The 25,297-nt window shown below is 62.4% G+C and carries 26 protein-coding genes; 22 read left to right on the top strand and 4 right to left on the bottom strand.

Translation table 11 applies throughout. From position 1 onward, the window contains the following. Positions 1-2: 2 nt before the first annotated feature. Together nusG and ACQR1L_RS16170 are read left to right on the top strand one after the other, a co-directional pair. Entirely contained in the window at positions 3-596 is a 594-nt protein-coding gene (nusG, locus tag ACQR1L_RS16175) for a transcription termination/antitermination protein NusG (protein WP_434858930.1), read from the top strand. 441 nt (positions 597-1,037) lie between these two features. Next, positions 1,038-1,601 (top strand): hypothetical protein, encoded by a 564-nt coding sequence (locus tag ACQR1L_RS16170; protein WP_434858929.1) that lies wholly within the window; start codon positions 1,038-1,040, stop codon positions 1,599-1,601. A gap of 102 nt (positions 1,602-1,703) precedes the next feature. Here the strand turns inward: ACQR1L_RS16170 and ACQR1L_RS16165 are convergent, their stop codons facing one another. Then, positions 1,704-2,240 carry a hypothetical protein gene (locus tag ACQR1L_RS16165; RefSeq protein WP_434858928.1) on the bottom strand — a complete coding sequence of 179 codons (537 nt, stop codon included), beginning with the start codon at positions 2,238-2,240 and terminating at the stop codon, positions 1,704-1,706. 349 nt (positions 2,241-2,589) lie between these two features. Here ACQR1L_RS16165 and ACQR1L_RS16160 point away from each other — a divergent pair, with 349 nt between their 5' ends. Together ACQR1L_RS16160 and ACQR1L_RS16155 are read left to right on the top strand one after the other, a co-directional pair. Beyond that, complete coding sequence (locus ACQR1L_RS16160; RefSeq protein ID WP_434858927.1) at positions 2,590-3,186, top strand: hypothetical protein; 597 nt, start codon at positions 2,590-2,592, stop codon at positions 3,184-3,186. 21 nt (positions 3,187-3,207) lie between these two features. Continuing rightward, on the top strand, positions 3,208-5,298 hold the full coding sequence (locus tag ACQR1L_RS16155; protein ID WP_434858926.1) for a phage terminase large subunit family protein: 2,091 nt from the start codon (positions 3,208-3,210) through the stop codon (positions 5,296-5,298). A gap of 316 nt (positions 5,299-5,614) precedes the next feature. On the opposite strand, the gene ACQR1L_RS16150 is transcribed toward ACQR1L_RS16155, so the two are convergent. Then, positions 5,615-6,580, bottom strand: coding sequence for a hypothetical protein (locus tag ACQR1L_RS16150; RefSeq protein ID WP_434858925.1), 966 nt, complete (start codon positions 6,578-6,580; stop codon positions 5,615-5,617). 991 nt (positions 6,581-7,571) lie between these two features. Here ACQR1L_RS16150 and ACQR1L_RS16145 point away from each other — a divergent pair. The 17 genes from ACQR1L_RS16145 to ACQR1L_RS16065 all read left to right on the top strand — a co-directional run bounded on the left by ACQR1L_RS16145 (position 7,572) and on the right by ACQR1L_RS16065 (position 21,192). Beyond that, entirely contained in the window at positions 7,572-8,273 is a 702-nt protein-coding gene (locus tag ACQR1L_RS16145) for a hypothetical protein (protein WP_434858924.1), read from the top strand. A 6-nt stretch (positions 8,274-8,279) separates the two neighbouring features. Beyond that, on the top strand, positions 8,280-8,648 hold the full coding sequence (locus ACQR1L_RS16140) for a hypothetical protein (protein WP_434858923.1): 369 nt from the start codon (positions 8,280-8,282) through the stop codon (positions 8,646-8,648). A gap of 4 nt (positions 8,649-8,652) precedes the next feature. Then, positions 8,653-9,039, top strand: a complete 387-nt coding sequence (locus tag ACQR1L_RS16135) for a hypothetical protein (protein ID WP_434858922.1) — start codon at positions 8,653-8,655, stop codon at positions 9,037-9,039. A 6-nt stretch (positions 9,040-9,045) separates the two neighbouring features. Continuing rightward, positions 9,046-9,255: a phage head-tail joining protein gene (locus ACQR1L_RS16130; protein WP_434858921.1), complete on the top strand. Its 210-nt coding sequence runs from the start codon at positions 9,046-9,048 to the stop codon at positions 9,253-9,255. A 10-nt stretch (positions 9,256-9,265) separates the two neighbouring features. After that, positions 9,266-10,840 carry a phage portal protein gene (locus ACQR1L_RS16125; protein ID WP_434858920.1) on the top strand — a complete coding sequence of 525 codons (1,575 nt, stop codon included), beginning with the start codon at positions 9,266-9,268 and terminating at the stop codon, positions 10,838-10,840. Then, positions 10,800-12,830, top strand: a complete 2,031-nt coding sequence (locus ACQR1L_RS16120) for a prohead protease/major capsid protein fusion protein (protein ID WP_434858919.1) — start codon at positions 10,800-10,802, stop codon at positions 12,828-12,830. Before ACQR1L_RS16125 ends, ACQR1L_RS16120 begins: the two co-directional genes overlap by 41 nt. 80 nt (positions 12,831-12,910) lie before the next feature. Then, positions 12,911-13,249 carry a DUF2190 family protein gene (locus tag ACQR1L_RS16115; RefSeq protein WP_434858918.1) on the top strand — a complete coding sequence of 113 codons (339 nt, stop codon included), beginning with the start codon at positions 12,911-12,913 and terminating at the stop codon, positions 13,247-13,249. A gap of 147 nt (positions 13,250-13,396) precedes the next feature. Further along, entirely contained in the window at positions 13,397-14,203 is an 807-nt protein-coding gene (locus ACQR1L_RS16110) for a RipA family octameric membrane protein (protein WP_434858917.1), read from the top strand. Positions 14,204-14,259: 56 nt separating this feature from the next. Continuing rightward, the gene (locus ACQR1L_RS16105; protein WP_434858916.1) at positions 14,260-14,658 is read left to right on the top strand and encodes a hypothetical protein; all 399 of its coding nucleotides are present in this window, start codon (positions 14,260-14,262) and stop codon (positions 14,656-14,658) included. Positions 14,659-14,660: 2 nt separating this feature from the next. Continuing rightward, entirely contained in the window at positions 14,661-15,425 is a 765-nt protein-coding gene (locus ACQR1L_RS16100) for a hypothetical protein (protein WP_434858915.1), read from the top strand. Then, positions 15,425-15,670 (top strand): DUF2635 domain-containing protein, encoded by a 246-nt coding sequence (locus ACQR1L_RS16095; protein WP_434858914.1) that lies wholly within the window; start codon positions 15,425-15,427, stop codon positions 15,668-15,670. The genes ACQR1L_RS16100 and ACQR1L_RS16095 overlap by 1 nt, the downstream gene beginning before the upstream one ends. A 127-nt stretch (positions 15,671-15,797) precedes the next feature. Beyond that, a complete protein-coding gene (locus tag ACQR1L_RS16090) occupies positions 15,798-16,151 on the top strand; it encodes a hypothetical protein (RefSeq protein WP_434858913.1) in 354 nt (117 codons plus the stop codon). A gap of 79 nt (positions 16,152-16,230) precedes the next feature. Continuing rightward, positions 16,231-16,515, top strand: coding sequence for a hypothetical protein (locus ACQR1L_RS16085; RefSeq protein WP_434858912.1), 285 nt, complete (start codon positions 16,231-16,233; stop codon positions 16,513-16,515). Between the two features lie 266 nt (positions 16,516-16,781). Next, entirely contained in the window at positions 16,782-18,284 is a 1,503-nt protein-coding gene (locus tag ACQR1L_RS16080) for a phage tail sheath subtilisin-like domain-containing protein (protein WP_434858911.1), read from the top strand. A gap of 51 nt (positions 18,285-18,335) precedes the next feature. After that, the gene (locus ACQR1L_RS16075) at positions 18,336-18,722 is read left to right on the top strand and encodes a hypothetical protein (protein ID WP_315751467.1); all 387 of its coding nucleotides are present in this window, start codon (positions 18,336-18,338) and stop codon (positions 18,720-18,722) included. Between the two features lie 14 nt (positions 18,723-18,736). Further along, positions 18,737-19,045 carry a hypothetical protein gene (locus ACQR1L_RS16070; protein ID WP_434858910.1) on the top strand — a complete coding sequence of 103 codons (309 nt, stop codon included), beginning with the start codon at positions 18,737-18,739 and terminating at the stop codon, positions 19,043-19,045. A 128-nt stretch (positions 19,046-19,173) separates the two neighbouring features. After that, the gene (locus ACQR1L_RS16065) at positions 19,174-21,192 is read left to right on the top strand and encodes a hypothetical protein (RefSeq protein WP_434858909.1); all 2,019 of its coding nucleotides are present in this window, start codon (positions 19,174-19,176) and stop codon (positions 21,190-21,192) included. A gap of 127 nt (positions 21,193-21,319) precedes the next feature. On the opposite strand, the gene ACQR1L_RS16060 is transcribed toward ACQR1L_RS16065, so the two are convergent. Beyond that, complete coding sequence (locus ACQR1L_RS16060; RefSeq protein WP_434858908.1) at positions 21,320-22,270, bottom strand: hypothetical protein; 951 nt, start codon at positions 22,268-22,270, stop codon at positions 21,320-21,322. Beyond that, the gene (locus ACQR1L_RS16055; RefSeq protein ID WP_434858907.1) at positions 22,257-23,552 is read right to left on the bottom strand and encodes an Eco57I restriction-modification methylase domain-containing protein; all 1,296 of its coding nucleotides are present in this window, start codon (positions 23,550-23,552) and stop codon (positions 22,257-22,259) included. Before ACQR1L_RS16055 ends, ACQR1L_RS16060 begins: the two co-directional genes overlap by 14 nt. Before the next feature lie 503 nt (positions 23,553-24,055). On the opposite strand from ACQR1L_RS16055, the gene ACQR1L_RS16050 reads away from it, so the two are divergent. Beyond that, on the top strand, positions 24,056-25,297 hold the full coding sequence (locus ACQR1L_RS16050; protein ID WP_434858906.1) for a DNA circularization N-terminal domain-containing protein: 1,242 nt from the start codon (positions 24,056-24,058) through the stop codon (positions 25,295-25,297).

The raw sequence follows: 25,297 nt of genomic DNA, 5'->3' as shown, positions 1-25,297 counted from the left end.
GGATGGTGATGCGCGCGCAATCGGACAGTGTCGAACCGAGACCAGACCAGTGCTATTTCGTGTTGCTTGCGGAGCCGAAGCGCGAGCTGACGGCGCAGGCCAATCTCCGCATTCGCCGTGTGCCGTTCTATCTGCCGACGATCTTTCGTGCCGCACGCGTCTCGGCCAAGGCCTATGCGCAACGGCTCGATCGACCGGATGTTGCGCTGCCGCTGTTTCCGCGCATGCTGTTCGTCGCCGAGGACGTCGTCGGGCGCATGCTGCCGCTGATCCGAACTGCCCCGGGCATGCAGTCGAGCCCGTTCTTGATCTTCGGAGAGCGTGCTGCCGTCGTTCGGCCACTCGGCATGCAGGTGATCCAGGCAATCGAGACGCGGGAGCGCGAGAGGTTTTTCGCGCGGCGGCGCAAGAGCGAGCCTCCGTCCTGGCTGCCCGAGATCGGGCAGGATGTGAAGTTCCTGCTCGACGACGTGCTAGGTGGCTTCAGCGGCAAGGTGTCGGACGTTGACGATAGAGGCCGACTCACCATACTGACCGAAATCATGAAGCGCACGGTTCGCGTCCACGCGACAGTGAACCAGGTTGAACCGGTATAGCGGACTCTGCCGCAACAACGGGGTCAAGTCGGATCATCCGATGCGCAAGGCCGATATCTCGGCCTGAAGCGGAGCTTTGGAGCCCGGTCTCGTCGCGAGATCGGGCTTTTGCTTTGCGCACGTCTGCTGCTTCCAAATTCGAACATCGCCACACCGCGCGCTCTCGCACCGAGCAACAGCGTTTGTGATCACCCGCGAGCTAAGCCGGCGCTGGTGTGGCGATTACCATTCCGGGGATGCCATGGGTTGCCGCTGCAATGAACGCAAGCAAGCGATCGTGCGTGGCGTGTCCGCCGCCGTACGTGGTGATGCCAAGAGCGCTGCTCAGTCGGCGGCCTATGTGTCGCGTACCCTGATCGAGGACGCGCGCTCGGGCGCGTTGCGTACGGCGGCGGCCGAGCGGCTGGTGAGCCTCCGGGCCAGTCTCAAGAGGTCATAGCGATGGCGTTCTCGACGCTCGAAATCGACGCATCGCAGGTCGAGCACCTGGCCGAGCTGTTCGAGCTGGCCAAGCAGAAGGCGCCGGCGGCGATCGGCCGCGCCGTGCGCCGGACGGGCGATATGACGGCAACCCGCGTCGTACGGTCGTTGACGGCGCAGACCGGACTGAAGCGCCCGGTGATCGTGCGGGCCGTCAAGAAGAAGCCAAGCGGCTCGACCTATGCGCTCAAGTCGCGCGGCGGCGACGTGTCGTTGAAGTATTTCGGCGCGCGCGAGACGCGCAAGGGCGTCTCCGCTGCGCCCTGGAATCATCGTCGGGTGCTTACTGGCACCTTCATCAAGGGCGGACGCTTTCCGCATCGGGTCGCCCTCGACCTCGGCGGCCAGGTCTTCAAGCGCACGGGCGCTGGCCGTGTTCCGATCGCGAGACAGCGGTCGGGCCTGTTCATCCCGACTGAGATGATCTCGGGCGTGACGAAGGACACCTTCCTGCGCTCGGTCGCCACCATCCTGCCCGCGCGATTGCAGCACGAGATCGCGGTTATCCTCGGCGGTCGCGCGTAGTCGAGAGCACGGCAAAATAGAATTGGATTGCGGCTTACCTCTCTCCGTCTTGTTCGGGAGTCATCAAGGGAGGCGTCAATTCAACTCAGTTGGCGAATTTCGCTACTCAACTATGACGCCTAATCGTACTGCTAAAATCGTCTTTTGTGGACCGATCATCATTTGAAATAGCCCGCGACTGAAAAAGTAGATGATGGGAACGGCAAATACTGTGCCGTAAATGATTTGGATTGCTGTGTCGGGTCCGTCAAATCCGACGAATGCAAAAAACCAAAACAGGAAGAGCGGTATCCATAGTGTAGCCACAACAACTAGGACCCCAATATTGATGTTATAGTGTAGCTCTTCGACTAAGGCAGCACGATGATTTTTTGGCTGGCGAGAGAGCGTAAGGTTTTTCAGATTTCCGAGCTGGCGGATGAACGCCACATAGTTGAACGCAAAGCCGGCCGCTAGCGATGAATATGCAAGTAGCGTCAGGACGATTGCCGCCCACGGAACTTTAGACCCGCTTGTGGATGGGGCAGAGACAGAACTGAATAGAAATACAAGAATTGTAATCGCGTCGGCGACTAGACCAATCGCCGGTAGGATCAAGGCCCAGTAACGCGTCCCCGTCTCTAATCCTTCAGCAGACAAGACATTGCTCCGTTGATTGCAGCTCAAGAGGCTTAATTATCTTCGCGCGTAAGCCTTGAATTCGTCAACTGTACGCGAGGATTCGTTCCGCTCCGGTCCGCGTTATTTATAGCCGGCTAGAGTAGACAGCAGGTGAATCCGTGCCGGCCGTTCGCCGGAAGCAAAGTTTCTCTCGACGCGATCGGTTCTGAGAAGGCCAGACGTCTGGGCTAGCCGTTCAGGTGAGCAGTGCTTGGTTGGCCGCGGGTCCTTCCCCACCCCCCGGCCGCGCACGGCCCAAGCGCGCCCCGGAAATTCGCCAGCCGCAAGAGTTGGATTCTGGGTTGACACGGTTGACAGGTTGACACGCATGGATGGCCTCCTCGCTCTCGATGCCGGGCTGTGGCTGTCGGTGTCGGAGATAGCGCGACAGAAGGGGAAATCGCGGCAGGCGATAGCGAAACGGGTTGATGCGCTGGTCGGCGAGGGTCGGCTCGAAACGCGACCTGGGCCGAACGGCACCAAGCTGGTGAACCTCGCGCAGTTCGATCGGGCGGTCGGCGAGGTCGGCGATGCGGTCAAGGAAGGCGCTGCCGAGACGCGGGCGGAAATCGAGGCCTGGGAGATGCCGGCCTCACCGGTGCTGCGCGATCACCAAGCGCGCGCGGCGCAATATGCGGCCGACCTGAAATTCCTCGACCTTGAGGAGCGTCTCGGCCGGCTGGTGCCGGTCGCCGAGGTGAGGGAAGCCGGCATGCAGGCCGCCGAGGCCATCATCCGGATCGTCGACCGCCTGCCGACATCCGCCGAAACCGTGGCCGCAGCGGCCGTCAAGGACGGCGCGCAGGGCGCGCGTGCCGCGCTCAAGGACATCGCGCGCGACATCCGCGCCGCGATCGCCGAGGCGATGGGCGCGATCGAGGCGACCGCGCAGCCATCAATGATCGAGCCGGGAGAGGCGGGCTAGCCGGCATAACCAGGCCGGACCATGTTGCACTTCAAGAACTCCGGTGTCGCGCTGTTCGTCAGCGAGATTCGGTCGCTGGTCGCGCCGCCGCGCAAGGTGCTGCCGGCCGAATGGGCCGCGCAAAACCTGATCGTGCCGGACGGGCCGCGCGCCAACGAGAAATGGGACCCGGCGCTGACGCCTTACGTGGTCGAGCCGCTGAACAACAGCGGACCGGACTCGGCCGTCAACAAGGAGGTGATCCGCAAGAGCGCGCAGACCGGCTTTACGGTGATGGCGATCGCGATCGTCGGATCCTCGATCGACACCGATCCGAGCGGCGGCATCCTGCTGGTGCAGCCGACCGACGGTGCGCTGGCCGACTTCATCGCCGACAAGCTCAACCCGGCGATCGAGCAATCGGCAGCGCTGAAAGCCAAGGTCAAGCCGCAGGTGTCGCGCTCGGGCGAGGGCTCGACGACGTACCTCAAGCGATATCCGGGTGGCTCGATGGCGCTCGCGATTGCCAACTCGACCGCCGATCTGCGCTCGAAGACCAAGCGCAAGATCATCAAGGACGAGGCCAGCGAATATCCCGCCGATCTCGACGGCCAGGGCTCGCCGCACACCATGATCGAGGCGCGCTACGAGTCGTTCCTCGCCACTGGCGACTGGAAAGAGGTCAACATCTCAACGCCCACGGTCAAGGGCGCCTGCTACATCGACGAGCAGTTCAATTCCGGCGACCAGCGCTATTGGCACGTCACCTGCCGGCATTGTGGCGGCGCCTTTCCGTTTCGGTTCGGGCCGCAATTCCGTTTCAACGAGGCGTATCCCTATCAGGCGCACTATGTGGCGCCGTGCTGCGGGGTGGTGATCGAGGCGCACGAGAAGAACGAACTGGTGCGCGGTGGTGCGTGGGTCGCGACCGCGCCAGGTCCGGGGCGGTTTCCGTCGTACCATATCGACGCGATGTCCTCGCCGTTCGTGCCCTGGGACAAGATCGCCGAGCGCTGGCTCAACGCGCAGGGCGACCCGGCGAAGCTCAAGGCCTTCTACAACCTTACGCTAGGCGAGGCCTTCGAGATCAAGGGCGATGCGCCCGACCACGTCAGGCTCATGGAGCGGCGCGAGGACTATCCGCGCGGGCGCATCCCGCCGCGCGGCCTGATGCTGACGGCAGCCGCCGACGTGCAGATGAACGGTATCTATGTCGAGGTTGTCGCCTGGGCGCCGAACCGCGAGTCATGGGTGCTCTACGTCGATGTGCTAGAGGGCGACACCACCAACGCCAATGCCGGCGCGTTCCTGAAGCTCGCCGAGCTCTATGACCGCGAATGGCCCGATGCCTTCGGTGGTAAGCGGCGCGTTGACGGCTTCGCCGTCGACTCCGGCTTCCGCTCGCATGTCGTCTATCTCTGGTGCACGACCCGCCACAACGCCTACGCGGTCGACGGCCGCGACGGCTGGCACCTGCCGGCGATCGGTACGCCGAGTGTCAAGGATATCGATCTCAACGGCCGCAAGCTCGGCTTTGTGAAGCTTTGGCCGGTCGGCACCTGGTCGCTGAAGGGGCATTGGTACGAGGATCTGCGACGCGAGGGCAAATCGGCCGGGCGCGAGGTCGATCCGCCCGGCTACTGCCATTTCGGCAAGTTCCTGGACGAGGTGTATTTCAAGCAGGTCACGGCCGAATACCTCGCCGAAATCCGCTCGCGCGGACGTATGACAAGAGGATGGCGCCCGCGCGGGACGCAGGACAACCATTTCCTCGACTGCCGCGTCTACAACATGGCGATCGCCGATCACCTCGGCCTGTCGTCGATGACGGAGGAGGAATGGAAGGTCCTGGCCCGCGAGCGGGCACCTTCGATCGCGCAAGGTGATCTGTTCGCGCCGCGTCCAATTGCCGTGCAGATTGCGGCCGGTCCTGCACCAACAACGTCCGTGCAGTATGAGAAGGCGTCTGTCGAGAGAGCGGTCGCGGCCACCAAAACGGCTGATCCACCGCCGATTGAGCCGCCGGAGCTGCCCGCCAACGCCAGCTTTGATGCACCGGCGCCCGGGTCGCAGGAGGAACTGCGAGGCTCAAACTGGATTGGCCGCGATACCAGCGGATGGTTGAGCCGATAGGCTCGAGGCCATAGGATGCTGGAGGTCGGCTGTTCGACTGACAGCGGTCGGATAGCCGACCTCGACATACGTCCGAGTAGGGCCTGAAGCAGAAATTATCAATCGGGGGAGATACGATTTCCTCGGCCCCTCCGGAATTAGCCTCTAATATTTGGGTCCTCAACTAAGGTACAAGCCCATCAATTTTGCTTCCTTGCGGCGCGACCAAAGCAACTCGTGAGGCCGGCATGCATAATGCGGTCGCGCCGCGACACGACTATTCCCAAGGCTCTGAACGGGCGAAGGTACAGTTTGTAGAACCAGCGAACGCTCTAGTTTAATAAACGATAGCCGCTAAGCCGCGACCGCGATTGTCGCCGTAAGTTGAATCGCCTATATGGACCGAGACGCGAGCAGGCCCAGTAAATTTGACCGGACCAGTGTACGGCTTGGTCACAGGCGGCCCTTCTTCACCTTCAATCCTGATCTCAAAACAGCAGCGCTCCGGGGGCCACCACAGATTCTCTCCATTGTCCCATGCACTCCAGCTGCCGATGACAATGACGGTCTTGTTCTCTCCTTTTCCAGCAGTACCGACCGGTTGATACGCGCCAGATTTCGGATCGAGACTCGTCTGTTGAGCTGGCCTAGGTGCGTTGATCGTCACCGCTGGGAAAGACGCCAGCGTGCACTTCCTGCCTGGATCTTCGACGCAAGCATTGAACGCTAGCTTGGCGTTGATCGTTGCAACGGAAAGTTCACCCCGATATCGCTGTAATTCGTCGTCACCGAGTGGAGGATAGAACGATCCCGTTGTACGGTGTTTGGAGTAATAGTCTAAGTCGCCCAATAGCTCGAAGAAATCGCCAAATTGGTTCGCCATACCCGAGACCACAATCTCCTGGTCCCGATAAGTCTCGATGCTGGGATCTATGGTCTGGTAGTCAGCGTAGCTCAATGACATAGGAGCGCCGGTCACGGCGTTGATCTTTGTTGGGAATGCTAGCGAATAGTTCACCAAAGAATCGATCGTGAGGGACGGAATGGCTTCACCGGTTCCATTGCGAATGATCCGGATATTTTTTTGATAAGAGTTTGATATCTTTTGCATCGCTGCGGCATATGAGGCGCTGGCAGACCCGTACCCCGTTGCGACTACGCTCATTGTAGAACGAAGATCGGAGCGCTCCGTTTCCGAATTAGTTTCGATGTCGATGACGGCAGAAAATTCGCCGCCTACCGCGAGCGAGCTGACGTAACGGTTGCCGCATTTTCGGTAGAAGTCGAGCTTGTTCTTGACCAAAGTCCTAGCGTCTGAAGTAAGCTTTGGACCCGTTAGGGTCAAAACAGGTCCAGTTACCACAACTCGGACAACGACGTGGTCGACGAACGAGCTCCGCGCGGATGACTGATAGTACGAGACAGAGGCGTCACCTCCCCAGCTACCGAGCCCAAATGAAGCTCCCGCACTCATGTTCACGTCGGAGCGGTATTCCTCGGAAGAGCCAGCCATGTGAATAGAGTAGTCGACCCGCTTCGCATCACCACCGGATGAGGATTCAGTACCGGTCAGGCACGTTGCTCGAAATTCCGCGGAAAGACCGTTATAGCCGCGACCGAGAAAATTGTTCGTTCGTGCTGTTGGAATTGTTGGGCCTGGTGACGGGGCGACCGGAGTTGAGGGCCTAGCATCTCCGCGAAATTCAGACGTGATGCTTTCTGGAAGGTTGAACGTCTGTGCATTTGCTGCCGAATGTAGCGAGAAGATTATTAGGCAAATTAAGCTGGACCACCGCATGCGTTGTTCTCCAAAGTGAGTGGCTGGGCTGCCGAGGGAATGCTCGGTGAGATTGAGCTGCAATGCCGGTATTGATCTCACAATTTAAGCTTCTATGCACCTACCAATCGGTCGGAACCTGTGCCTTAGTTGAACAACCTAAGACCTACCCACGCAAACACGATCAACGCGACGAAGAGTTCGATATCACTGGCATCGGTGGCTTGCTGCAGTTGCACAGAGCCTGATTATGACTAGTCAATCGTGGATCAGGTCAGACGCCAAACTTGAATGGCTAAGTCTTCTTCAGGGTGCCTAGCCGTAATCCTTGACAGAGCAAAAGCGGTCCGCTCGGCCACCCGAGGGTGAAATATCCGACTCCTGCGCCTGGCTGCTGCGGTGCCGCTGGTCTGTTTCGTACGATACAACATCGCGGCGGCACCGCGCTGCTGCCAATTTCGATTCCATCCACCTCAAAAGCCGCTCTTTCGGGCGGCTTTTTCTGTTGGAGCCTTCCATGACCACCGATCTCGCTGCCTTGAAGGCGCACAATCTTGCGCGCTGGCAGCAGGCGAAACTGACGCGCGATTTCTCCGTCGCCGTCCGTCGCCTGGCTGTCAGAAAGCCACGCTATCAAGCCGTATCGGCGCAGACCGGTGTGCCTTGGTACGTCATCGCCGTTATCCATGAGCGCGAAAGCAGCCAGTCCTGGTCTGCGTCGCTGGCCCAAGGCGATCCGTGGGACCGCGTGTCGATCCACGTTCCGGCCGGGCGTGGCCCTTTCAAGAGCTGGGAGGACGCTGCGGTCGACGCGCTGGTCAACTGCTCGCCCTATCCCTCGCGTTGGAAGGACTGGTCGATCGGCGGCACGCTGACCCTGCTCGAACAGTACAACGGGCTGGGCTATGCGGGACGCAGCGTGCCGTCGCCGTACGTCTGGGCCGGCACGGATCAGTATAGGTCGGGCAAATATGTCCGCGATGGCGTCTATGACCCTGCCGTGGTCGACCGCCAACTCGGATGCGCTGGTCTGTTGCTGGCGATGAAGGAACTGGACGCCTCGATCTTCCCGACCATCCCGTCGGTTCCATCAGTGCCGCCACCCTCGCAGGCGACGCCGACACCGCGGCCGTCGATCGCCCATCCCGCCAAAGGCTCGATCGGCGATCTCGTCGCTGGCCTGGTCCGAGCGGTTGTCCTCACCTTCAAGCGGAGCTAACCTTTTATGTTCGGCAAGATCCTTTTTGTGCTCGCCTTCATCCCCGGCCTGGTCGCGGCCTATGCGCTGCTGCTGCGGCCGATCCTGCATCGCATCCCGGCGTTCCAGACGTTCTACGCTGAAGCCGATGGCTTCTGGGCCAAGGTCTGGGCCGTCTGCGGCAAGTCGATCACGGTCCTGTGGGGCTATGTGCTCGGCGGCATCGGCTCGGGCCTGGCGCTGCTCGACAAGGTCGCACCGGCCGTCGGGGACGCTGATCTCAAGGACAAGGTCACGCAGGCCTTGCAGAGCAATCCGCAGATCCTCGGCTACATCCTGGCTGGGATTTCGGCGGTCACCATTGCTGCGCGCGTGCGCTCGCTGTTGAGGGCGTGACCCGATGTGGATGGCGATCCTCAGTTTCCTCGGCGGCCCCGTCATCAAGGGCCTGATCGAGGCCTACAAGGCCAAGGTCGCGGCCGGCGTGGCTGACACCAAGACGGCCGCAGACCTCGCCGCGGCCGAGATCGCAGCGCAAACGGCTGAGACCAACGCGATCACGCAATACCGGATCGCCGAGCTTGGCCGCTGGTATGAGCCCGACAAGCTGATGGGCTATTTCGTGGCTGCCTATCTCGGCAAGCTCCTGATCTACGACAAGTTGCTCGGGCTCGGGACGACGGACCCGCTCGCCGGCTTCGCGGCGACGACGTCCAACCTCATCGTCAGCTTCTACTTCGCCAAGCGCGGCTTCGAGAACGTGGCGAAGATCATCAGCCGGCGGTGATGCGCGATGGCCTACACGCAGGACGACATCGACGCGCTCAAGGCGGCGATCGCGACCGGGGCGCGGCGGGTCAAGTTCGGCTCGGGGCCGGATAGCCGCGAGGTCGAGTATCGCTCGCGCGCCGAGATGATCGCCACCCTCGACGACTTGGTGAAGGAGGTGTCGCCCTCGGCGGCGCCGTCGCGCGTCTCCTACATTCGGCACTGCCGCGATTGAGGCTTCCGACATGAATGTGCTCGATCGCGTCGTCGCGTTCTTCGCGCCGACGGCCGGCCTGCGGCGGGCGGCTGCCCGCGTCAGCCTCGACCAGGTGCGCCACTATGACGGCGCGATGGGAGGAAGGCGGACCGACAATTGGCGCGCGACCAACGCCTCGGCCAATGTCGAGACCAAGGCGGCACTGCACCGCTTGCGCGCGCGCTCGCGCGATCTCGTCCGCAACACCTGGTGGGGTACCCGCATCAAGTCGGTAACATCGGCGCATGCGGTCGGCACCGGCATCATGCCGAAGCCGAACACCGGCAACAAGGCGCTGGACCGGCGCGTCAAGGCGGCCTGGCGCAAATGGTCGAAGCAATGCGACCGCGAGGGGCAGCTCAATTTCGACGGCCTGCTGGCGCTCGCAGCGGGCTGCATCGTCGAGTCCGGCGAGGTGCTGGCGCGGCTGGTGTCGGTGCCGCCGGACAGCGTCACCAGGGGCGTCGTGCCGCTCGAAATCCAGCTGCTCGAGCCGGATCATCTCGACGCCTCGCGCGACCAGGTGCTGATGACGGAGCGGCCAGCGGCCAATGCGGTCGACACCGAGGGCGTCGTCGTTGATCAGGGCATCGAATACGATCTCAACGGCAAGCGACGCGCCTATTGGATCTTCCCCGTCCATCCCGGCGCCCGCGGCCTGGTGATGCCGTCGGCCTCGGTGCGGATCCCCGCGCGGGAGATGCTGCACGCCTACCGCAAGGAGCGGATCGGGCAGGGGCGCGGCGTGCCATGGCTCGCGCCGGTCATGCTCACGGGCCGCGACGTCGCCGACCTGCAAGAGGCGATCGTCGTCAAGTCGCGGATCGAGGCCTGCCTCGCCGCCTTCGTCAAGACCACGAGCTCGGCGCGCACTCTGGCGCAGGCGACGCAGCAGGCGGGTAGCAGTGGCAATCAGCGGCGCATCGAGAATTTCGCGCCGGGCATGGTCGCCTATCTCGAACAGGGCGAGGAGGTGCAGGCGGTCTCGCCGTCGTCGTCGATGCAGTTCGACAGCGTGCTGCGCACGACGTTCCAGGCGCTCGCCGCCGGTGCGGGCCTCACCTATGACCAGCTCACCGGCGATCTGACGCGGGCGAACTTCTCCTCGCTCAAGGCCGGCAAGATCGAGTTTCGGCGCGTCATCGAGCAGTTTCAGCATCTGACCATTGTCGCGATGCTGCTCGATCCGCTGTGGGAGGCCTGGATCGGGCTGGCGCAGGATACGGGCATCCTGCCGCGCCGGGATGGCGGCTATCCCGTCGAATGGATCATGCCGGCCAATGAGCCGATCGATCCGATGAAGGAAATGCAGGCCGACATCCTCGCGGTGCGCTCCGGCCGCATGACCTGGGCGCAATTCGTGCTCGCCTGGGGCGTCGATCCCGACACGCAGCTCGACGAGATCGAAGCGTGGTTCAAGGAGATCGATCGCCGGAAGATCGTTCTCGACACCGATCCGCGCGCTGCGCTCGCCTCGACCAAGGGCGGCGCGCGCAACGAGTCCGAAACCGAGGTCAACACCAATGTCGAAACCAAATCCGGCGGCGGCAAGCCCGGCAAATGATCCGGCGGCGCTGCCGATGCAGACGCGCGATTTGCCGGTCGGATCTGTCGATCACGACAAGCGAACCGTCGAGGTCACGTTCACCACGGGTGCAGCCGTGCGGCGCCGACGCTGGACCGGCTGGGATACGTCCGTGCCGTTCGACGAGATCCTCGAAGTCTCCCGCGCGGCGGTCAACCTGACCAGGCTCAATGCCGGGGCGCCGGCGCTCGACAGCCATTCGGCCTACCGCACGGCAAGCCAGGTTGGCGTGATCGAAAAGGCCTGGATCGACGGCAGCGAGGGGCGGGCGCTGATCCGCTTTCCGAGCAAGGGCGTCGATGACGGCGCGGACCGCATGTTCGCGATGGTGTCCGAGGGCATCATCCGCAACGTCTCCGTCGGCTACGCGATTGACGAGGTCCGGGTCGAGGAGCCGCAGAAAAAGGGCGATGTCGAAAAGCGCATCGCCACCCGATGGACGCCGTTCGAGGTGTCCTTCGTCACGATCCCGGCAGATGCCGGCGCCCAGGTGCGCGGCACCGACGAAACCTTTCCCATCATCATCAAGCGGGCTGCGCCCGACCAGAGGGAGTCCACAATGGAGCCTGAGACCCTGACGCCAGGCGCGAGCCCGGCAGCGACTGAAACCCGCGCGGCGCCGCTGGTCGCTGTCGCCGAACCGGCCGCGACCGACGGCGCCGTGCGCAGCGCTGTCGAGGCCGAGCGCGCCCGCGTTGCCGAGATCACCACGCTCGCCCTGCGCCACGGCATGCCGGCCGACTTCGCTGCCACCCACATCAACGGAGGCACCGCGGTCGACACGGTCCGCTCGGCCGTGCTCAACGCCATCGCGGCCCGCGCCGCGGAGACCCCGATCTCGGCGCGCGTGCAGGTGATCACCGACGAGCGCGACACCATGCGTGCCGCGCTAGAGAACGCGATCCTGCATCGCGCCAATCCGCAGGCGGTCCAGCTCGACGACGCCGCACGGGAATGGCGCGGCATGTCGCTGATGGAGATGGGCCGGGTCTATTTCGAGCAGACCACTGGCCAGCGTCTGCGCGGCCTCGGCAAGATGGAGCTGGCGACACGCCTGCTCGGGCTCGACTCCGGCCTGACCCGTGCCGGCGGCATGATGGCGACGTCAGACTTCCCGGCGATCCTGGCCAATGTCGTCTCGAAGCGGCTGCGCATGGCCTATCAGGTCGCGCCGCAGCATTGGAAGAAGCTGTCGCGCCAGAACAATGCGCCCGACTTCAAGGCCCGCGCGATCGTGCAGCTGTCCAACCTGCCGCAGTTCAAGCCCATCAAGGAAGGCGGCGAGTACCAGCATGCGGCGCTCGGCGACGGCAAGGAACAGTACGCGCTCGCCACCTATGGCCGTATCGTCGCGATCACCCGGCAGTCGCTGATCAACGACGATCTCGGCGCCTTCGACCGCCTCCCGATGCTACTCGGCCGTGCCGCGGCCGAAACCGAGTCCTCGCTGTTCTGGGCGATCGTCCTCAGCAACCCGCAGATGGGCGACAACACCCCGCTGTTCGATGCCAAGCACGGCAATCTCGGCACGGGCGCTGCGATCGCGATCCCCTCGCTCAACGAAGCGCGGTCGCTGATGCGCAAGCAGAAGGGCCTCGCACTCAAGGCCGCCGATGCCGAGCCGCTGAACCTTACCCCGGCCTTTATCGTGGTGTCGCCGGACAAGGAAACCGAGTGCCAGCAGTTCCTGGCCACGACCCTGTATCCGACGCAGAACGCCCAGGTGAACCCGTTCGCCGGCTCGCTGCTGCAGATCACCGAGGCGCGGCTGTCCGGCAATGCCTGGTACGTCTTCGCCGACCCGGCGCTGATCGACACCATCGAATACGCCTATCTTGAAGGCGAGGAGGGCCTCTACACCGAGAGCCGGCTCGGCTTCGAGGTTGACGGCATCGAGATCAAGGGCCGGCTCGACTTCGCCGCCAAGGCGATCGATTGGCGCGGCATGGTCAAGAACCCCGGCAACTAACCCGGCGTCTCGACCACATGCGGCCAGCGTCTCGTGCGCCGGCCATTCGTCTTATCCAGCACAGCAAGTGAGAACCTCCTATGCAGACCTACCGTCACGAGGGCGATACGATCGACATCGTCTCGCCGGCCGGCGGCACCAATCGCGGCCTGCCGATCCTGATCGGCGCGCTGTTCGGCGTCGCCATGAACGACTCCAATCCGGGCGACACCGTCGCCATCGTCCGCGAGGGCGTGTTTGCCGATCAGCCGAAGGCGGCTGGCACAGCCTGGGCGCTCGGCGACCCTCTGTATTGGGACGCGACCGCGCTGAATTTCACCAAAACGGCCAATGGCAACACGCGTGTTGGCCTGGCCGGTGACGCCGCCCAGTCAGGCGATGTGACGGGGACAGTGATCATCGATCGTAGGGTCGGGTAGGGGTACCCGTGTCGCTCGAAAACCCGCGGCCTAAACTGCATTCCGCGGATTGCAACTTAGGAGGATGACCATCAAAGTACTAGCGTTGCGGTCGTCTGTATGGTTGCGCTACCCTGATAGTACGGAGACCGAACAGGGGAGGCCTAGGTGACTGTGACACGCGAGCAATATCTTGGAGCACTAGATTGCTCAGAGGATAGCCGGACATCAGAATGTTCGGAAGCTAAGAAAGTCGATGATAGCAAGCTCAAGAACGCCCTGAGTCGGGCATACGAGCAGCGCACGTTCGAGATTGAACATTACTGGAAACGCGCCACGTTTTTCTGGGGCTTCCAGGCTGCCATATTTGTCGCGTTTGGTTTTGTTTGGAAGGAGCCCGCCGGTCCAACGCAATCTGGCCTACTGGTACTCAGCCTTTCATCGCTCGGCATTCTTACGGCATTGGCAAACTACCTCTCGGCTCGGGGTTCCAAGTTTTGGCAAGAGAACTGGGAAAAGCACATCGATATGCTTGAGGATGCGTTCGAAGGCCGTCTCTATAAGACAGTCTGGCTTTCTGATGGTGTGCGGGAGTATTCCGTATCGAAAGTGAACCTCACGCTTAGTTCGTACTTTATCCTGTTTTGGTTGATTGTTGCAGGCTACAGCGCGGCAAGGTTCGTCGATCTGCACCTTTCCGGGATCATCGCTTTGTTGGCCCTCAAGCGAGCCGTCACCACGCAATGGTTTTATGTGATCGCATTTTTCATCCTTGTCCTCTTGGGAGCGATTATTCTTCTAGCGCAGACTTCTGGGCTGAAGGGCACGATTCCTACCTGCACGGGGGAACGCGGGAAGAAACCTGCCGTTCTTAGCCGTGCATTCGCCCGATTGCGAAGGCAGGTCGAGCCCTCCAATAGGCAGACCATCCTTTTGCGGCGGGATGCTCCTAGCGAGAAATCGCTCGACGGCTAAACTGGTCTGAATTCGAAAACATGAATCGACGAGTACTCGAAGCTGAGATGACCACCATGCCGTCACCGTTCGCGCGAGCGGTTGCCGCTGCGGCGGTGACGCATGACCGTATCCAGGGCGAGCACTTTACCTTCGCCGCGATGAAATACGACACCGATCGTAACGCGCCGCTGATCCCAGACCGGGCGCGCGCAGTGGTCGAGCACGTGCTCTGCCCGTTCGGCGAGTCCGCGGCCCGCGCGGGTGTCGGGGCCTTCGCACAAGCTGGCGTCAAGCCGGAGCGCGCCGGGCATTCGACCGACCGGCCTTATGTCTCGCTCGATTTGTCGCGTCTGGCCTGGCGCCCGCGCACTGGCGATCTCGTGACGCAGGAAGCGACCGGGCGGCGCTTCCGCATTCACGAGGTTCTGCCGTCGACGCCCGGCTTTGTCCGGCTCACGCTCAATGGGATCTAGCCATGCTGGCGCGCGAATTTCTGCGGCTAACTGCGCTGGAAGCGCTGCGCCCCTCGGCGCTGCTGCCGAGCAACGGCCCCTGGCCGACCATCGCCGGCGCCTATGTCTCGGACTCGCGCATCGATCCGTTCGATGATCTGGCCGACGACGAAAAGCGCCCCTTGATCGCGGTGTTCACGGAAAACTCGTCGCTCTCCAAGATCGCGCAGGCTGGCCCTGCCTTCTACAAGGGCGAGGTCGATCTCGTCTTCGAAATCTCTGTCGTCGCCAACTTCCACCAGGACGGAGAGGTGATCGTCGACTATGCCGATACCGATGCGGCGCTCGAGGCCTCGCTCGGCGTGCTCGAAGATCAGATCTATCACGCACTGCATTTCGGGCCGACCGGCGCGCTGTTCCGGCAAATGGTCAAGCTGCCGTTCGATGAGTGGCATTCGGCCATCAAGCATCGCTCGGGCGAGGAAAACATCCGTCTCGCGGCCCGGACGATCCGGGGCCGCATCCGCGTGAAAGAGGCCTGTTGCGATCCGGCGCCGGCCTCGACGCCGGTGGATTTCGACCGACTGCCGGCCGCGCTCAAGGCGATCGCGGCGCAGCTCGGTACGTCCACCTATCTGCACGATCTCGCGCTCGGCATGGCGCGCGCCGCGTCAGTCATGCCGACCCGCGTCAACCTCGACACCGTCGCCATCAAGGCGGCCCCGCAACCCGCCGTCACCGACACCACGCCGGTGCAGGCAAGCGCCGACAGTCTGCAAGGTGGATAATGGAGAACATCTTCCTGAAACCCGCGCCGCTTGCAGCTGGCGGCGTCGTACGCGTGTGCGATCCCCAAACCGGCTTCCCGCTGGTCGCGAGCGGCGAGTGGAAAGCGCGGTCGCAATATTGGACGCGTCGGCTTCGTGACGGTGACGTCATCGAAGTGCAACGGGCCGAGGTGGAGCCTGCTGCAGCCACGTCGGCGGCCTCCGGAAATGATCCGAAGCCGTCTTGGCCGGTTGATCTGTGCTAGTATGGGGTGCAGAACCTGGGGTTCGCCCCATGATAAGATTTATTGCGTCATCGCAATTGCCGTCCTTCACGGAGTGCAGCGCAACCGATCAGATCAATGCCATCGAGCCGCATTGAGGGCAGTCATCATGAAACTCAGACATATCTACGAAAAAAAGCTTGGCCAAGAAGATGAGCCACCGGAGACCCATGTCGAGAGTTCGTTTCACTACGAAGAACATCCCGACAACGTTCCCGGATTCGACGATGCCGCAATGAGGGTGGTCTTCAGGAGGTTTGGTCGTGGAGAAAAGCCGCGCAACTACGAAGTGGAGATCGACTGGCTCGACGTGAAACATTTGATCCGCGAGTTCATCGAGATAGAACACCCACATGCGGAGCATTTGCAAAGAATCCTCAAAATGGCGCGATCGCTTGACGATCAGGGTTGGCAGAGTGACTTGGAGCCCTCCGAATTCTGGGAAGGCCTCCTTAACGACTGAGCCGATGTCGCTTCCCTGGGGGCGTTGCGGGTTAGGTTCCCGGCCAGATGCGCTCAGCACTCCATCGAGGGTACGAAAGATGACAAACATTTCTGACTTAGAGGCGTGGATCGACGAGTCAATTCGTATCAGCACCGAGCACAACTATCACCCGAAAGTCTTTGTAGCGATGCGCAGTCGGCACGGTACCATCGAGGCTATCAAGCGTCTCGTCAGCCAAGGCGATATTCAGAGCGGATTCCGGAAGCTCAAGGAATTGGGGCTGAAAGAATGGACAATTGAACAGGCCGTTCTCAACTTCCCAGGTGAATTCCGCAGCCGTGAACTGCAAGACGCAGCACGGTGGCGGCTCGCGCAGCCTTGAACGATGCACACTGACCAAGGAGAAGACTACGCCGGCGATGCGGGTCCGGGCTTCTGGGGTTGCGATGTCGCTCAATGGCCCAACTCGGACCTTCGTTGGGGGGGGGCCGATGCGTTCGCGTAGCGGGTAGGGGACATTCCTGCGCCCGGTCAGCTATCGGAATGACCTCTGAGCACACGCCCTAGTCCGGCGCCCTGCCAATAAACCAGAAAAAGTTAAGCCCCGCCGACGTGAGGCACGTCGCGCGAACACGGAGTCACGTCAATATGTCGGTGTTGTTCAACAACATTCCGGGCAACGAGCTGGTGCCCTTCTTCTATGCCGAGATCAATTCGGGCGGCACGCCATATCAGGGCAGCCCGCGGGTGCTGTTGATCGGGCAGAAGCTCGCGGCCGGCTCGGCACCCGTCGGCGTCGTGTATGGTCCGATCCAGAACGAGCGCGAGGCTGCCGCGGTGTTCGGTGTCGGCTCGATGCTTGTGGCGATGTATCGCATCGCGCGGCTGAATGCGCCGTTCCAGCCGATCTGGGTGCTGCCGTTGGCGGATCCCGCCGGCGCGGCTGCGGCCGGCTCGCTCACCTTTGCGGCACCGGGCGTGACCGGTGCCGGCATCCTGTGGGTGATGGGGCGGCGGGTGACGTTCCAGGTCAACAGCTCCGATACTGCCGCGATCGTCGCGGCCAATGCCGCTGCTGCGATCAATGCCGTGGGCTTGCCCATTACGGCCGCCGTGGATGGCGCCACGGCCGGCAAGGTCAATGTGACGGCCGTGCACAAGGGTGCCGTGTTCAACGGTCAAGAGGTGACGTTCGCGACCGACGAGGCGAACGTGCTCTCGGCGGCCAATACGGCCGTGGCGCCGCTGTCGGGCGGCAACGGTGTTCCTGATCTTGCTGGCCCGCTCGCGAGCCTCGGCGATCAGGAGTATGATTTCCTCGCCGGCCCTTACTCGGACGCGGTGTCGCTCAATGCTGTCAGAGACTTCCTCAACGACAGCGCCGGCCGCTGGTCGCCGATCCAGCAGCTCTATGGGCATTACTTCTCAGCGCAGTACGGCACCCTGTCGGCTCTGGTGACCTTCGGCAACAGCCGCAACGATCAGCATGTGACCGTGATCGGGTCGCAGCGCTCGCCGACGCCGGAGTGGGAATGGGCGGCTGCGGCGGCAGCGATGGCCAGCGCCCATCTCGGCGATGCCCCGGAAGTCTCGCGCCCGCTGCAGACGCTGGTGCTGCAGGGCGTGCTGCCGCCCCGCGACCGCTCGCTATGGTGGGACATCCCGGACCGCCAGGCGCTCTATGCCGATGGCATCGCCGGCTGCAAGGTGCGCTCCGACGGCCTGGTCGCCATCGATCGCCTGGTGACCACCTACCAGAAGACGGCCGCTGGCGTCGCCGACGGCACGTTCCGCGATGTCGAGACGATGTTTCAGCTGATGTTCGTGGCCCGATACTTCAAGACCGCAGTCTCCGACAAGCATGCGCGGCAGGCGCTCGCGGATGACAACCCCTTCAACCTGGCCGAGATCGCGACCCCGAAATCGGTGCGCAATACGCTGATCCACGCCTACAACGATCTGGTCGCGCTCGGCGTGCTCGAGAAGCCGGATCTGTTCGCACAATTCGTCAACGTCGAGCGCGACCCGAACGATGCCAACCGGCTCAACGCCTATCTGCCGGTCGATGTCGTCAATCAGCTGCGCGTGTTCGCGGCCAACATCACGGCGTACCTGCAGTATCAGACCGCGTCCGGCGCGGCGGCGGTCTAGTCGTGCTCGCCCCTGGCGCCCATCCCGCAACAGCTTTGAGGATCCCCAACCATGGCCAATGATCCCGGCGACAGCAATTTCGGCGGTCGCATCTCCGTCACCGCCGGCACCGATCGGTTCCCGCCGAGCGACGCCGACATTTCGATCGAGCCGACCAACATCAAGGTGGAGGCGAAGGCGAACGGCGACGGCTCGCCTTGCTTCACCGCCAGCCCAAAGCTGTTCGGCGCCAAGATCAAGTTTCGCGATCGCTCCGGCATCGTGTGGAACGACGTGATCCGGAAGACGCTCGACGTCACCATCGTCGAGGAAGACAACAGCCGCACGCACATCTTCACCTCGGCGCGGATCGTCGGCGAGCCGGATGTCAACCTCTCGACCGGTGAGGTCGAGGGCTGCGAGATCCGGGGGCCGCAGTACCAGAAGCTCAACAGCTAAGCGGGTGAGGGCGCATGGCACGCGAACGAAAGACCATTCCGCTGAAACGGCCGATCGACGGGCCGAAGGGGCGCATTGCGGCCGTGGTGCTGCAGGAGCCGGCCAGCGCCGATTATTGGATCCTCGGCGACCCCCGCACCTGGGTCAAGGCCAAGGGCGGCATGGCGCTGGTCGACAATGATGAGGTGATCCGCGCCTATACCGAGCGGATGATCATCGAGCCGGATCCGCTGCTCGCGATGAACAACCTGTCAATCCTCGACGCCATGGCGGTCAAGAACGGGGTGCTGAGTTTTTTCGAGGACGCGACGCCGACTCCATAGGCGTCATCTGCGATTACCTCGTGCTGGTCGAGCGCATCGTCGATGCCGAGGCCTGCGGGCGCATGGGGTTTTCGGAGCTGGACTATTGGGCCGGTCGGGCGATCGCGTTGCGCAAGAGGCGGAAGTAGATGGGAACGATCCTCGAGGCGACTGCCGTCATCAAGGGCAAGGACGCGACCGGCGGCGCCTTCGACGCCGTCGCGAACAAGATCAACCGCATTGCGCGCGCGGCCAATGCGCTCAACCGCGATGTGCAGAAGCAGATGAGCATGGCCTCGGTTGCCGAGCGGCAGGCGAGCCGGCTGCAGCGGGGATCGGTGACAATCGGCGGCGCGGCGAAGATGGCCGCCGGAGCTGCGGCGGCCTATGAGGGCTCGCGCGCCGTTCATGCGCTCGCGGCCCGGACGGCGCAGGCGGCCTCGGACCGCACGCATGAGGAAGTGCGGATGTCCGCCGCGGGCATGTCGGCGCAGGAGATTGCCGAGGCCGACGACATCGCGGCCAAGCTCTCGGCGCGTTACAAGTCGGTCTCTCAGACGGAGATCATGCACACCGCGCGCAACATCCGCTCTGTGGTCGGCAGTTTCGAGGAGGCGACGCACATCCTCGATCCCTTGATGAAACTGCGCATCGTCGCCCTTGGCGCCCATCCCGAGCATGCCGCGGAGCTGGGCGAGGATTTCGACAAGCTCGTGAAGGGCATGGAGATCAAGGGCGTCACCCAGGACCTCGCCAAGTTCAACCACTATATCGACGGGATGGCCAAGGCCATCAACGTCTTCGGCGACACGCTGCGGCCGACCGACTATTACGAGATGTTCAAATATGGCCGCGCCGCAACCAACGCATTGAGCGACGATTTCATGCTCAAGACGGCGCCGACCCTGGCGCAGGAGCTGGGCGGCTCCTCGGCCGGCAAGGCGCTATCGAGCTTCTACACGCAGTTCGTCGGCGGCAAGATGTCGAACAAGGCCGTCGAGGCCCTGGCCACCTATGGGCTGCTCGATCAGTCGAAGGTCATCAAGACGACGACGGGCAACGTCAAGGGCGTCAAGCCCGGCGGTATCGCGGGCCAGGAGTACCTGCAGCCTGGCGCGACTGACCCTTACGCCTGGACCAACAACGTGCTGATCCCGGCGCTCGCCAAGAAGGGGGTGACGGACCCCGCGCAGATCCAGGAGGTGATCGCAGCGATTGCCTCGCAGCAGACGACCGCGCAGATGATGAGCATCTTTGCCACGCAGCAGGCGCGCATTCAGAAGGATGCCGCACTCGTCCACGGCGCCAAGGGCGGCGAGGCGGCCGACGACTTCCTGCAGCACGACCCGAAGGTGCTGCAGAAGGCGATCGGCGCCCAGGTCGACAATCTCCTGGGTAATACGGCTGCGCCGCTGATGCCCGGGGTGACGACGGGCATGAACTGGCTGTCGAGCGGACTGAGCTACATGAGCGAGCGGGCCAAGAAGGACCCGCTGCGCTCGGCGGCCGAGCTGGGCTTCGGAGCGGCGCTGGCCGGTGCTGTTGGCGCCGACTCAGCGTCGTCGCTGTTGAGCGGGGCCGGAAGCGTCTTCCGCGGCGAGAGCGCGGCCGGGAGCCTGAAGTTCGGCCTGACCCGGATGACAGCCATGTTGGCGCCGATCCTGGACATTGCGACGCAGCGGGACGTCTTGCCGGCAACCGAGCGAATGAAGCGCCTGGCCGGGCTGCATCCGGAAAAGTTCGACGCCTTGCACGATATCGAGGATTCGGAACGGGCTGCCGCCATCTACGGCGACAGCGATCCGACCTATCTGGCGCAACTCAAGGCGATGAACGACGCCAAGCGCGCGAAGATTGAGGGCGACCTGACCAGTCTCGGCTACGCGACAGCCGGCACACCCGGCAGAGGTCAATTCGCATCGCAATGGACGATCGACGACATCCGCAAAGCCACCGGCATCGGAACAGTCGAGCCGGCCAAGGCCGAGGTGGTCGGCAACGCCACGCTGGAGACCAAGGTGACCGTCGAGCCGTCGCCGGATTTCCTCACGCGTGTCGAGCTGCGGGTTCAGAATGCGATCAATGCGTTTCGGTCGAGCGGGACGACGGCGACTGGGTCGACCGGCTCGACCGGCCGATCAATGCCGGAGGCTGGCGCGGCGCCATAGCCTGCAACGAACAGGAATTGTGGGGTTGCGATAGGGGGAAGTTTGGGTCCAGTGCCAAAATAGGGCATTTGACCCTAAGCCAACTTTCCCGCGGATGAGGTAAATAAGTCAATGGGCCTTTCGCAAATCAAGAAAGCCGAGGGGGATAATCGATAACCATACCCGCGCCGAAGGCTGGAGAATCCGACGACCATTCCAGCCGCTGGGTCACGCTTTTTAGGTCCGGAGCCGAATAAACGAAGCGCTCATCGTAGCGCAGATAAAGGCCCTCAAAAAACCGCTCTAGCCGCAAAGGACTGCTGTCAGCCGGGTAGCTAGTTAGCAATTTTCCTAGTTCGCCGTCCGCCATTTCTACCATTGCAAGGGACACGGCCTCGTATCTCGATACATCGTTCCGAATGCCGCGCCGTCCAGTCAATTCGCGCAGAGCAGAGTGGAATCGTATGATGCTTTCAACTGGCTCGCCACCCAACGCCATTGCGATGTCGTTGGCCTTGAGCTGCTTTGCAGGCGTAAGCTCGTCAGTTGGTGCCGAAATCGCTGCAGCAGCCTCAATAGCTCGGTTCGCGCGGATGACAAACAAATAGCCGAATACCAAAGCCGGGTAAGTGATGTGAAGATTCGTGCACTCTCCAATCGTTTCCTCCATGCGATTGGTCAGGTTTCGAAAGGCACCTGTCATCCCCTTGCACGAAATTGCCAGGACGGGTCCCAAGCCGGGTTTGCTCACCACCACGTCTACGTTCTTCGTCTTAAGCCCTCCGAGCACTGTGGCCTCACCGCCTTGCGCTAGCTCTGGATTATAAGTGAGACGCCATTCACCGCGTTGCTTCTTGATCTCGAACGGCGGTCGTGGTGTTATCTCATCAGGCCTAAAGCCGCCCTCGACGACGAGCCGGCAAGCAACGTACCAATGTAACGGCTTGATGTGCTGCTGGCTTTGAGTGGGTCCTTCATAAGACGCAAAATGCGCCAATGCTTGTTGTTGGTTTGTCCACTGACAAGTCTTTGGGAAGGCCTCATCGCCATCGTCTAAACCTACGGGGACACCTTCAGGATCATGTTTATTGTCCGGCATAGTGTCTCCAACGTCGCATGGTGGAAACCGCGTCGGCCATAACACTATTCTCAAGTTGCGGAAAAAGTTCTTCTGAGGGGATCAGTATGCGTGAAGCCTCGCCCGGCTCCAGCTTCAGCATGCCGCCGCCCAAGGGGTGGCCTTCAATTTCTCGGCTAACTGCAACGAATGCGCTGTCCCAATTCTTCACCGCGCGGGACATTGCAGGCTTATCGAGAACACTTACGCCATGAACAGAATTGGTGCAGGTTGCGCCGGCAAGGTTGCGCACCAAACCTGCCGTCCGCCCGGACATATAAGCAAGAAAGTAGTCGGGGGTCCGCACATCTGGGACTGAATACCAGGGGTCGCGGACGCGACATTTGAAAGCTTTACGCGCCTCCATTCCGGCATCGCTGTCCAGATAGCGGCGAACGGCGGCCGGAAGCTGAATATTGTTTGTCTTGGGCAGGCGCAGCAACATTGTTGGCGCGTCCGCTTTGCGCCACGTCTCAATTGTTGCATGGGTCAGCCTACGCTGAGGCAAGGCCTTCGCATTGCGCACTGTAGGAAATAGAAGAGCGGTCGGAATATTCCAGCGCTCTGCGTCGGACGGGCGAAGGTGGAAGAAATTGTTGGCGCCCGACACATAACCTATACCGGCGTTCGCGATGCTTCCGAAGCGGCGCGAGCCGGGATCTTCGGCCGCCATTCGATACAGGGCGCGAGCTTCTCTGGGTAGGAGAAGCGGGCGGAGGCGCCTATTCCAGACATTTCGCCATTCATGGACTTCAACCCGTTCACCGTGACGAGGGACCGGGCTGCCGGGCCTGAACGAATCAACAGCCGTGAACATAATATGCGTGGCTTGGCCGCCGTATCCTTCGGCAAATAGTAGCCAGCAATCCTCGGACAGTTCGGGGAACAGTTTTTCGCGCACCGCCACGACTTGCACGGTCGCAAAGCTTTCTACCAAATAGTCCAGCAGAGGCGCGGCGTATGGGGCGTGGCCTATTTCTGCGGGAACAATGAAAGCCATTCGTCCGCCACGTTTCAACAGGCTCGCGGTCGCGACCAGGAACGGCGCCCAAGACGAGGTGAGGCCAGAAAATTCAGCTCCGAGCGACCGGCACAGTCCAAGTGCACGCTCTCGGACTGCGCCATTGAAGGTTTGGTACCGTATAAATGGAGGGTTGCCGGCCGCGCAATCGAAGCGTTCTGCCGTGGCCCTCGCCCAAGCAAAGAATTCGCCGTCGTGAACAAGCGCCCAAGGGGCGCGTTCCATTGCAGCTGCGGCCGACACCGGGTCTTGCTCAATGCCAACGCTATTGCGGTGGCCCGCTAGGAATCGACCATCTCCACAGGAGGGATCGAGCAGACGGTCTCTAGGTGAATGGATAGCCCAACGCAGCAGCGAGGCCACGACAGGCTCAGGCGTGAAAAAGGCGCCGCTCTGCTTTTGACTGGGGCGCGGCATTTGCAACTCACTCGGTCCGTGGGAGAATCAACTGTGTGGAGAAGGTACCACGACGCAGGCCGAGCGGAGATTCGCGTCGGGAGGCGTGTTGATAACAATAAAAGGTTGATACGGACGCCAGTCAAGCGAACGAAAAAATGTCAATTATGTCAGTAGCTTGGTTGTCGCGCCTGCAGCTTTTGCGCCCGAGTGCACCCTGTGGTTAGACAAGCGGAAGAAAGCTGATCGCCCCTACGTGTCGAAGCGGCCGATTATGGTCGTCTTTGCTAGTGTGGCGGCCCCTTTAGCCCGCGCTCCTTTTTCACGCGATAGAAACCGAGGGGGCACCGATGGCGACATCTCAAGCTGCCCGCGACTGGCTCAAGACGCTATGGCCGGCGTCCTTCAAGGGCGTGCCGTTCTTCTTCGAGCAAGACAAGGAGGAGGGCGGGCGCAGCCTGGTCGTGCACACCTTCCCGAACCGTGACGATCCCTTTGTCGAGGATCTGGGCGAGGAGCCGCGGGTCTATTCCGGCTCGGCCTATGTGCATGGCGACAGCGCGGACGCGCTGGCGACGACGCTGAAGGCGGCGCTGGCCTCGCGTGGCGCAGGCATGCTCGTGGTGCCGTATTTCGGGCCGGTCACGGTGCATTGCCAGAGCTTCGAGCGGGCGACGCAGCGCGATCAGATGGGCTATGTGGCCTTCGAGCTCAAATTCGTCCGCAAGGGTGCGGCGTCGGGTCTTATCTCGGTCCCGTTGCTGCAGAACGTCGCGTTCGTCGCGGCCGACACTTTGGCGTCGGTGCTGGCGCAGAGCTTTCCGGCGACGATCACAACAGCCGGCAAGGCGGCGCTGGTGGTCGCGGCCGTCACCGATCCGCTGTCCGAAGGTGCGGCGGCGCTCGATGTCATCAGGCAGAGCTATCCGGTCGATCCGAAGGTGTCGGCCGTGGTGCGGGACGCAGTCCCGCTGGTGGTCGGGAGCTTTGCGACAAGCATCACCAACGACGCCGTGCCTGGCGCCGCCGCGATTGCGGCGGTCGCCAGCCTCATCGCTCTCGTCAGGCAGACGATGGACGCGATGCCGGCGGCCTCGGCTGTGCGCGCCGCGCTCGAATTGGTGGCGTCGTTCCCATCCGTCTCGGTCTCCGGCGCCGCCTATCTCACGCCGACGCAGAAGCTGGCGGCGGAGAATGCTGCGGCTGCGAGCCGCGCCGTCAGGCTCGCGGCCCTCATCGCCTATGCCGAGGCGATCTTGCGTACGAGCTTTGCCGCGAGGCCGGACGGTGTGACGGCGCGCGGCGAGGTTGCCGAGCGGTTCGAGACCGAGCTCTATCAGACCGACGGCGCCGAGAACGCCGCGTTGTTCGTTGCCATCGAGGCTTTGCGCGACAGGGTGATCGACTGGCTCACCCGTACCATCGCCAATTTGGCACCAGTGATCACGGTCGAAAGCAACCGGCTGCGTCCCTCGCTCGATCTCGCCTGGATCCTCTACGCCGATCCAACCCGCGCCGATGCGCTGGTCGCGCGCAACGCTGTCCGCAACCCGTTCCTGATGCCGCGCGAGATCACGGCGCTGTCGAGGTAG

Origin of the sequence: Bradyrhizobium sp. HKCCYLR20261 (assembly GCF_051168435.1) — a bacterium.
Classification (GTDB): Bacteria; Pseudomonadota; Alphaproteobacteria; order Rhizobiales; family Xanthobacteraceae; genus Bradyrhizobium.
Note: the sequence above shows the minus strand (reverse complement) of the source record. Positions and strands in the feature narration are given on the sequence as shown.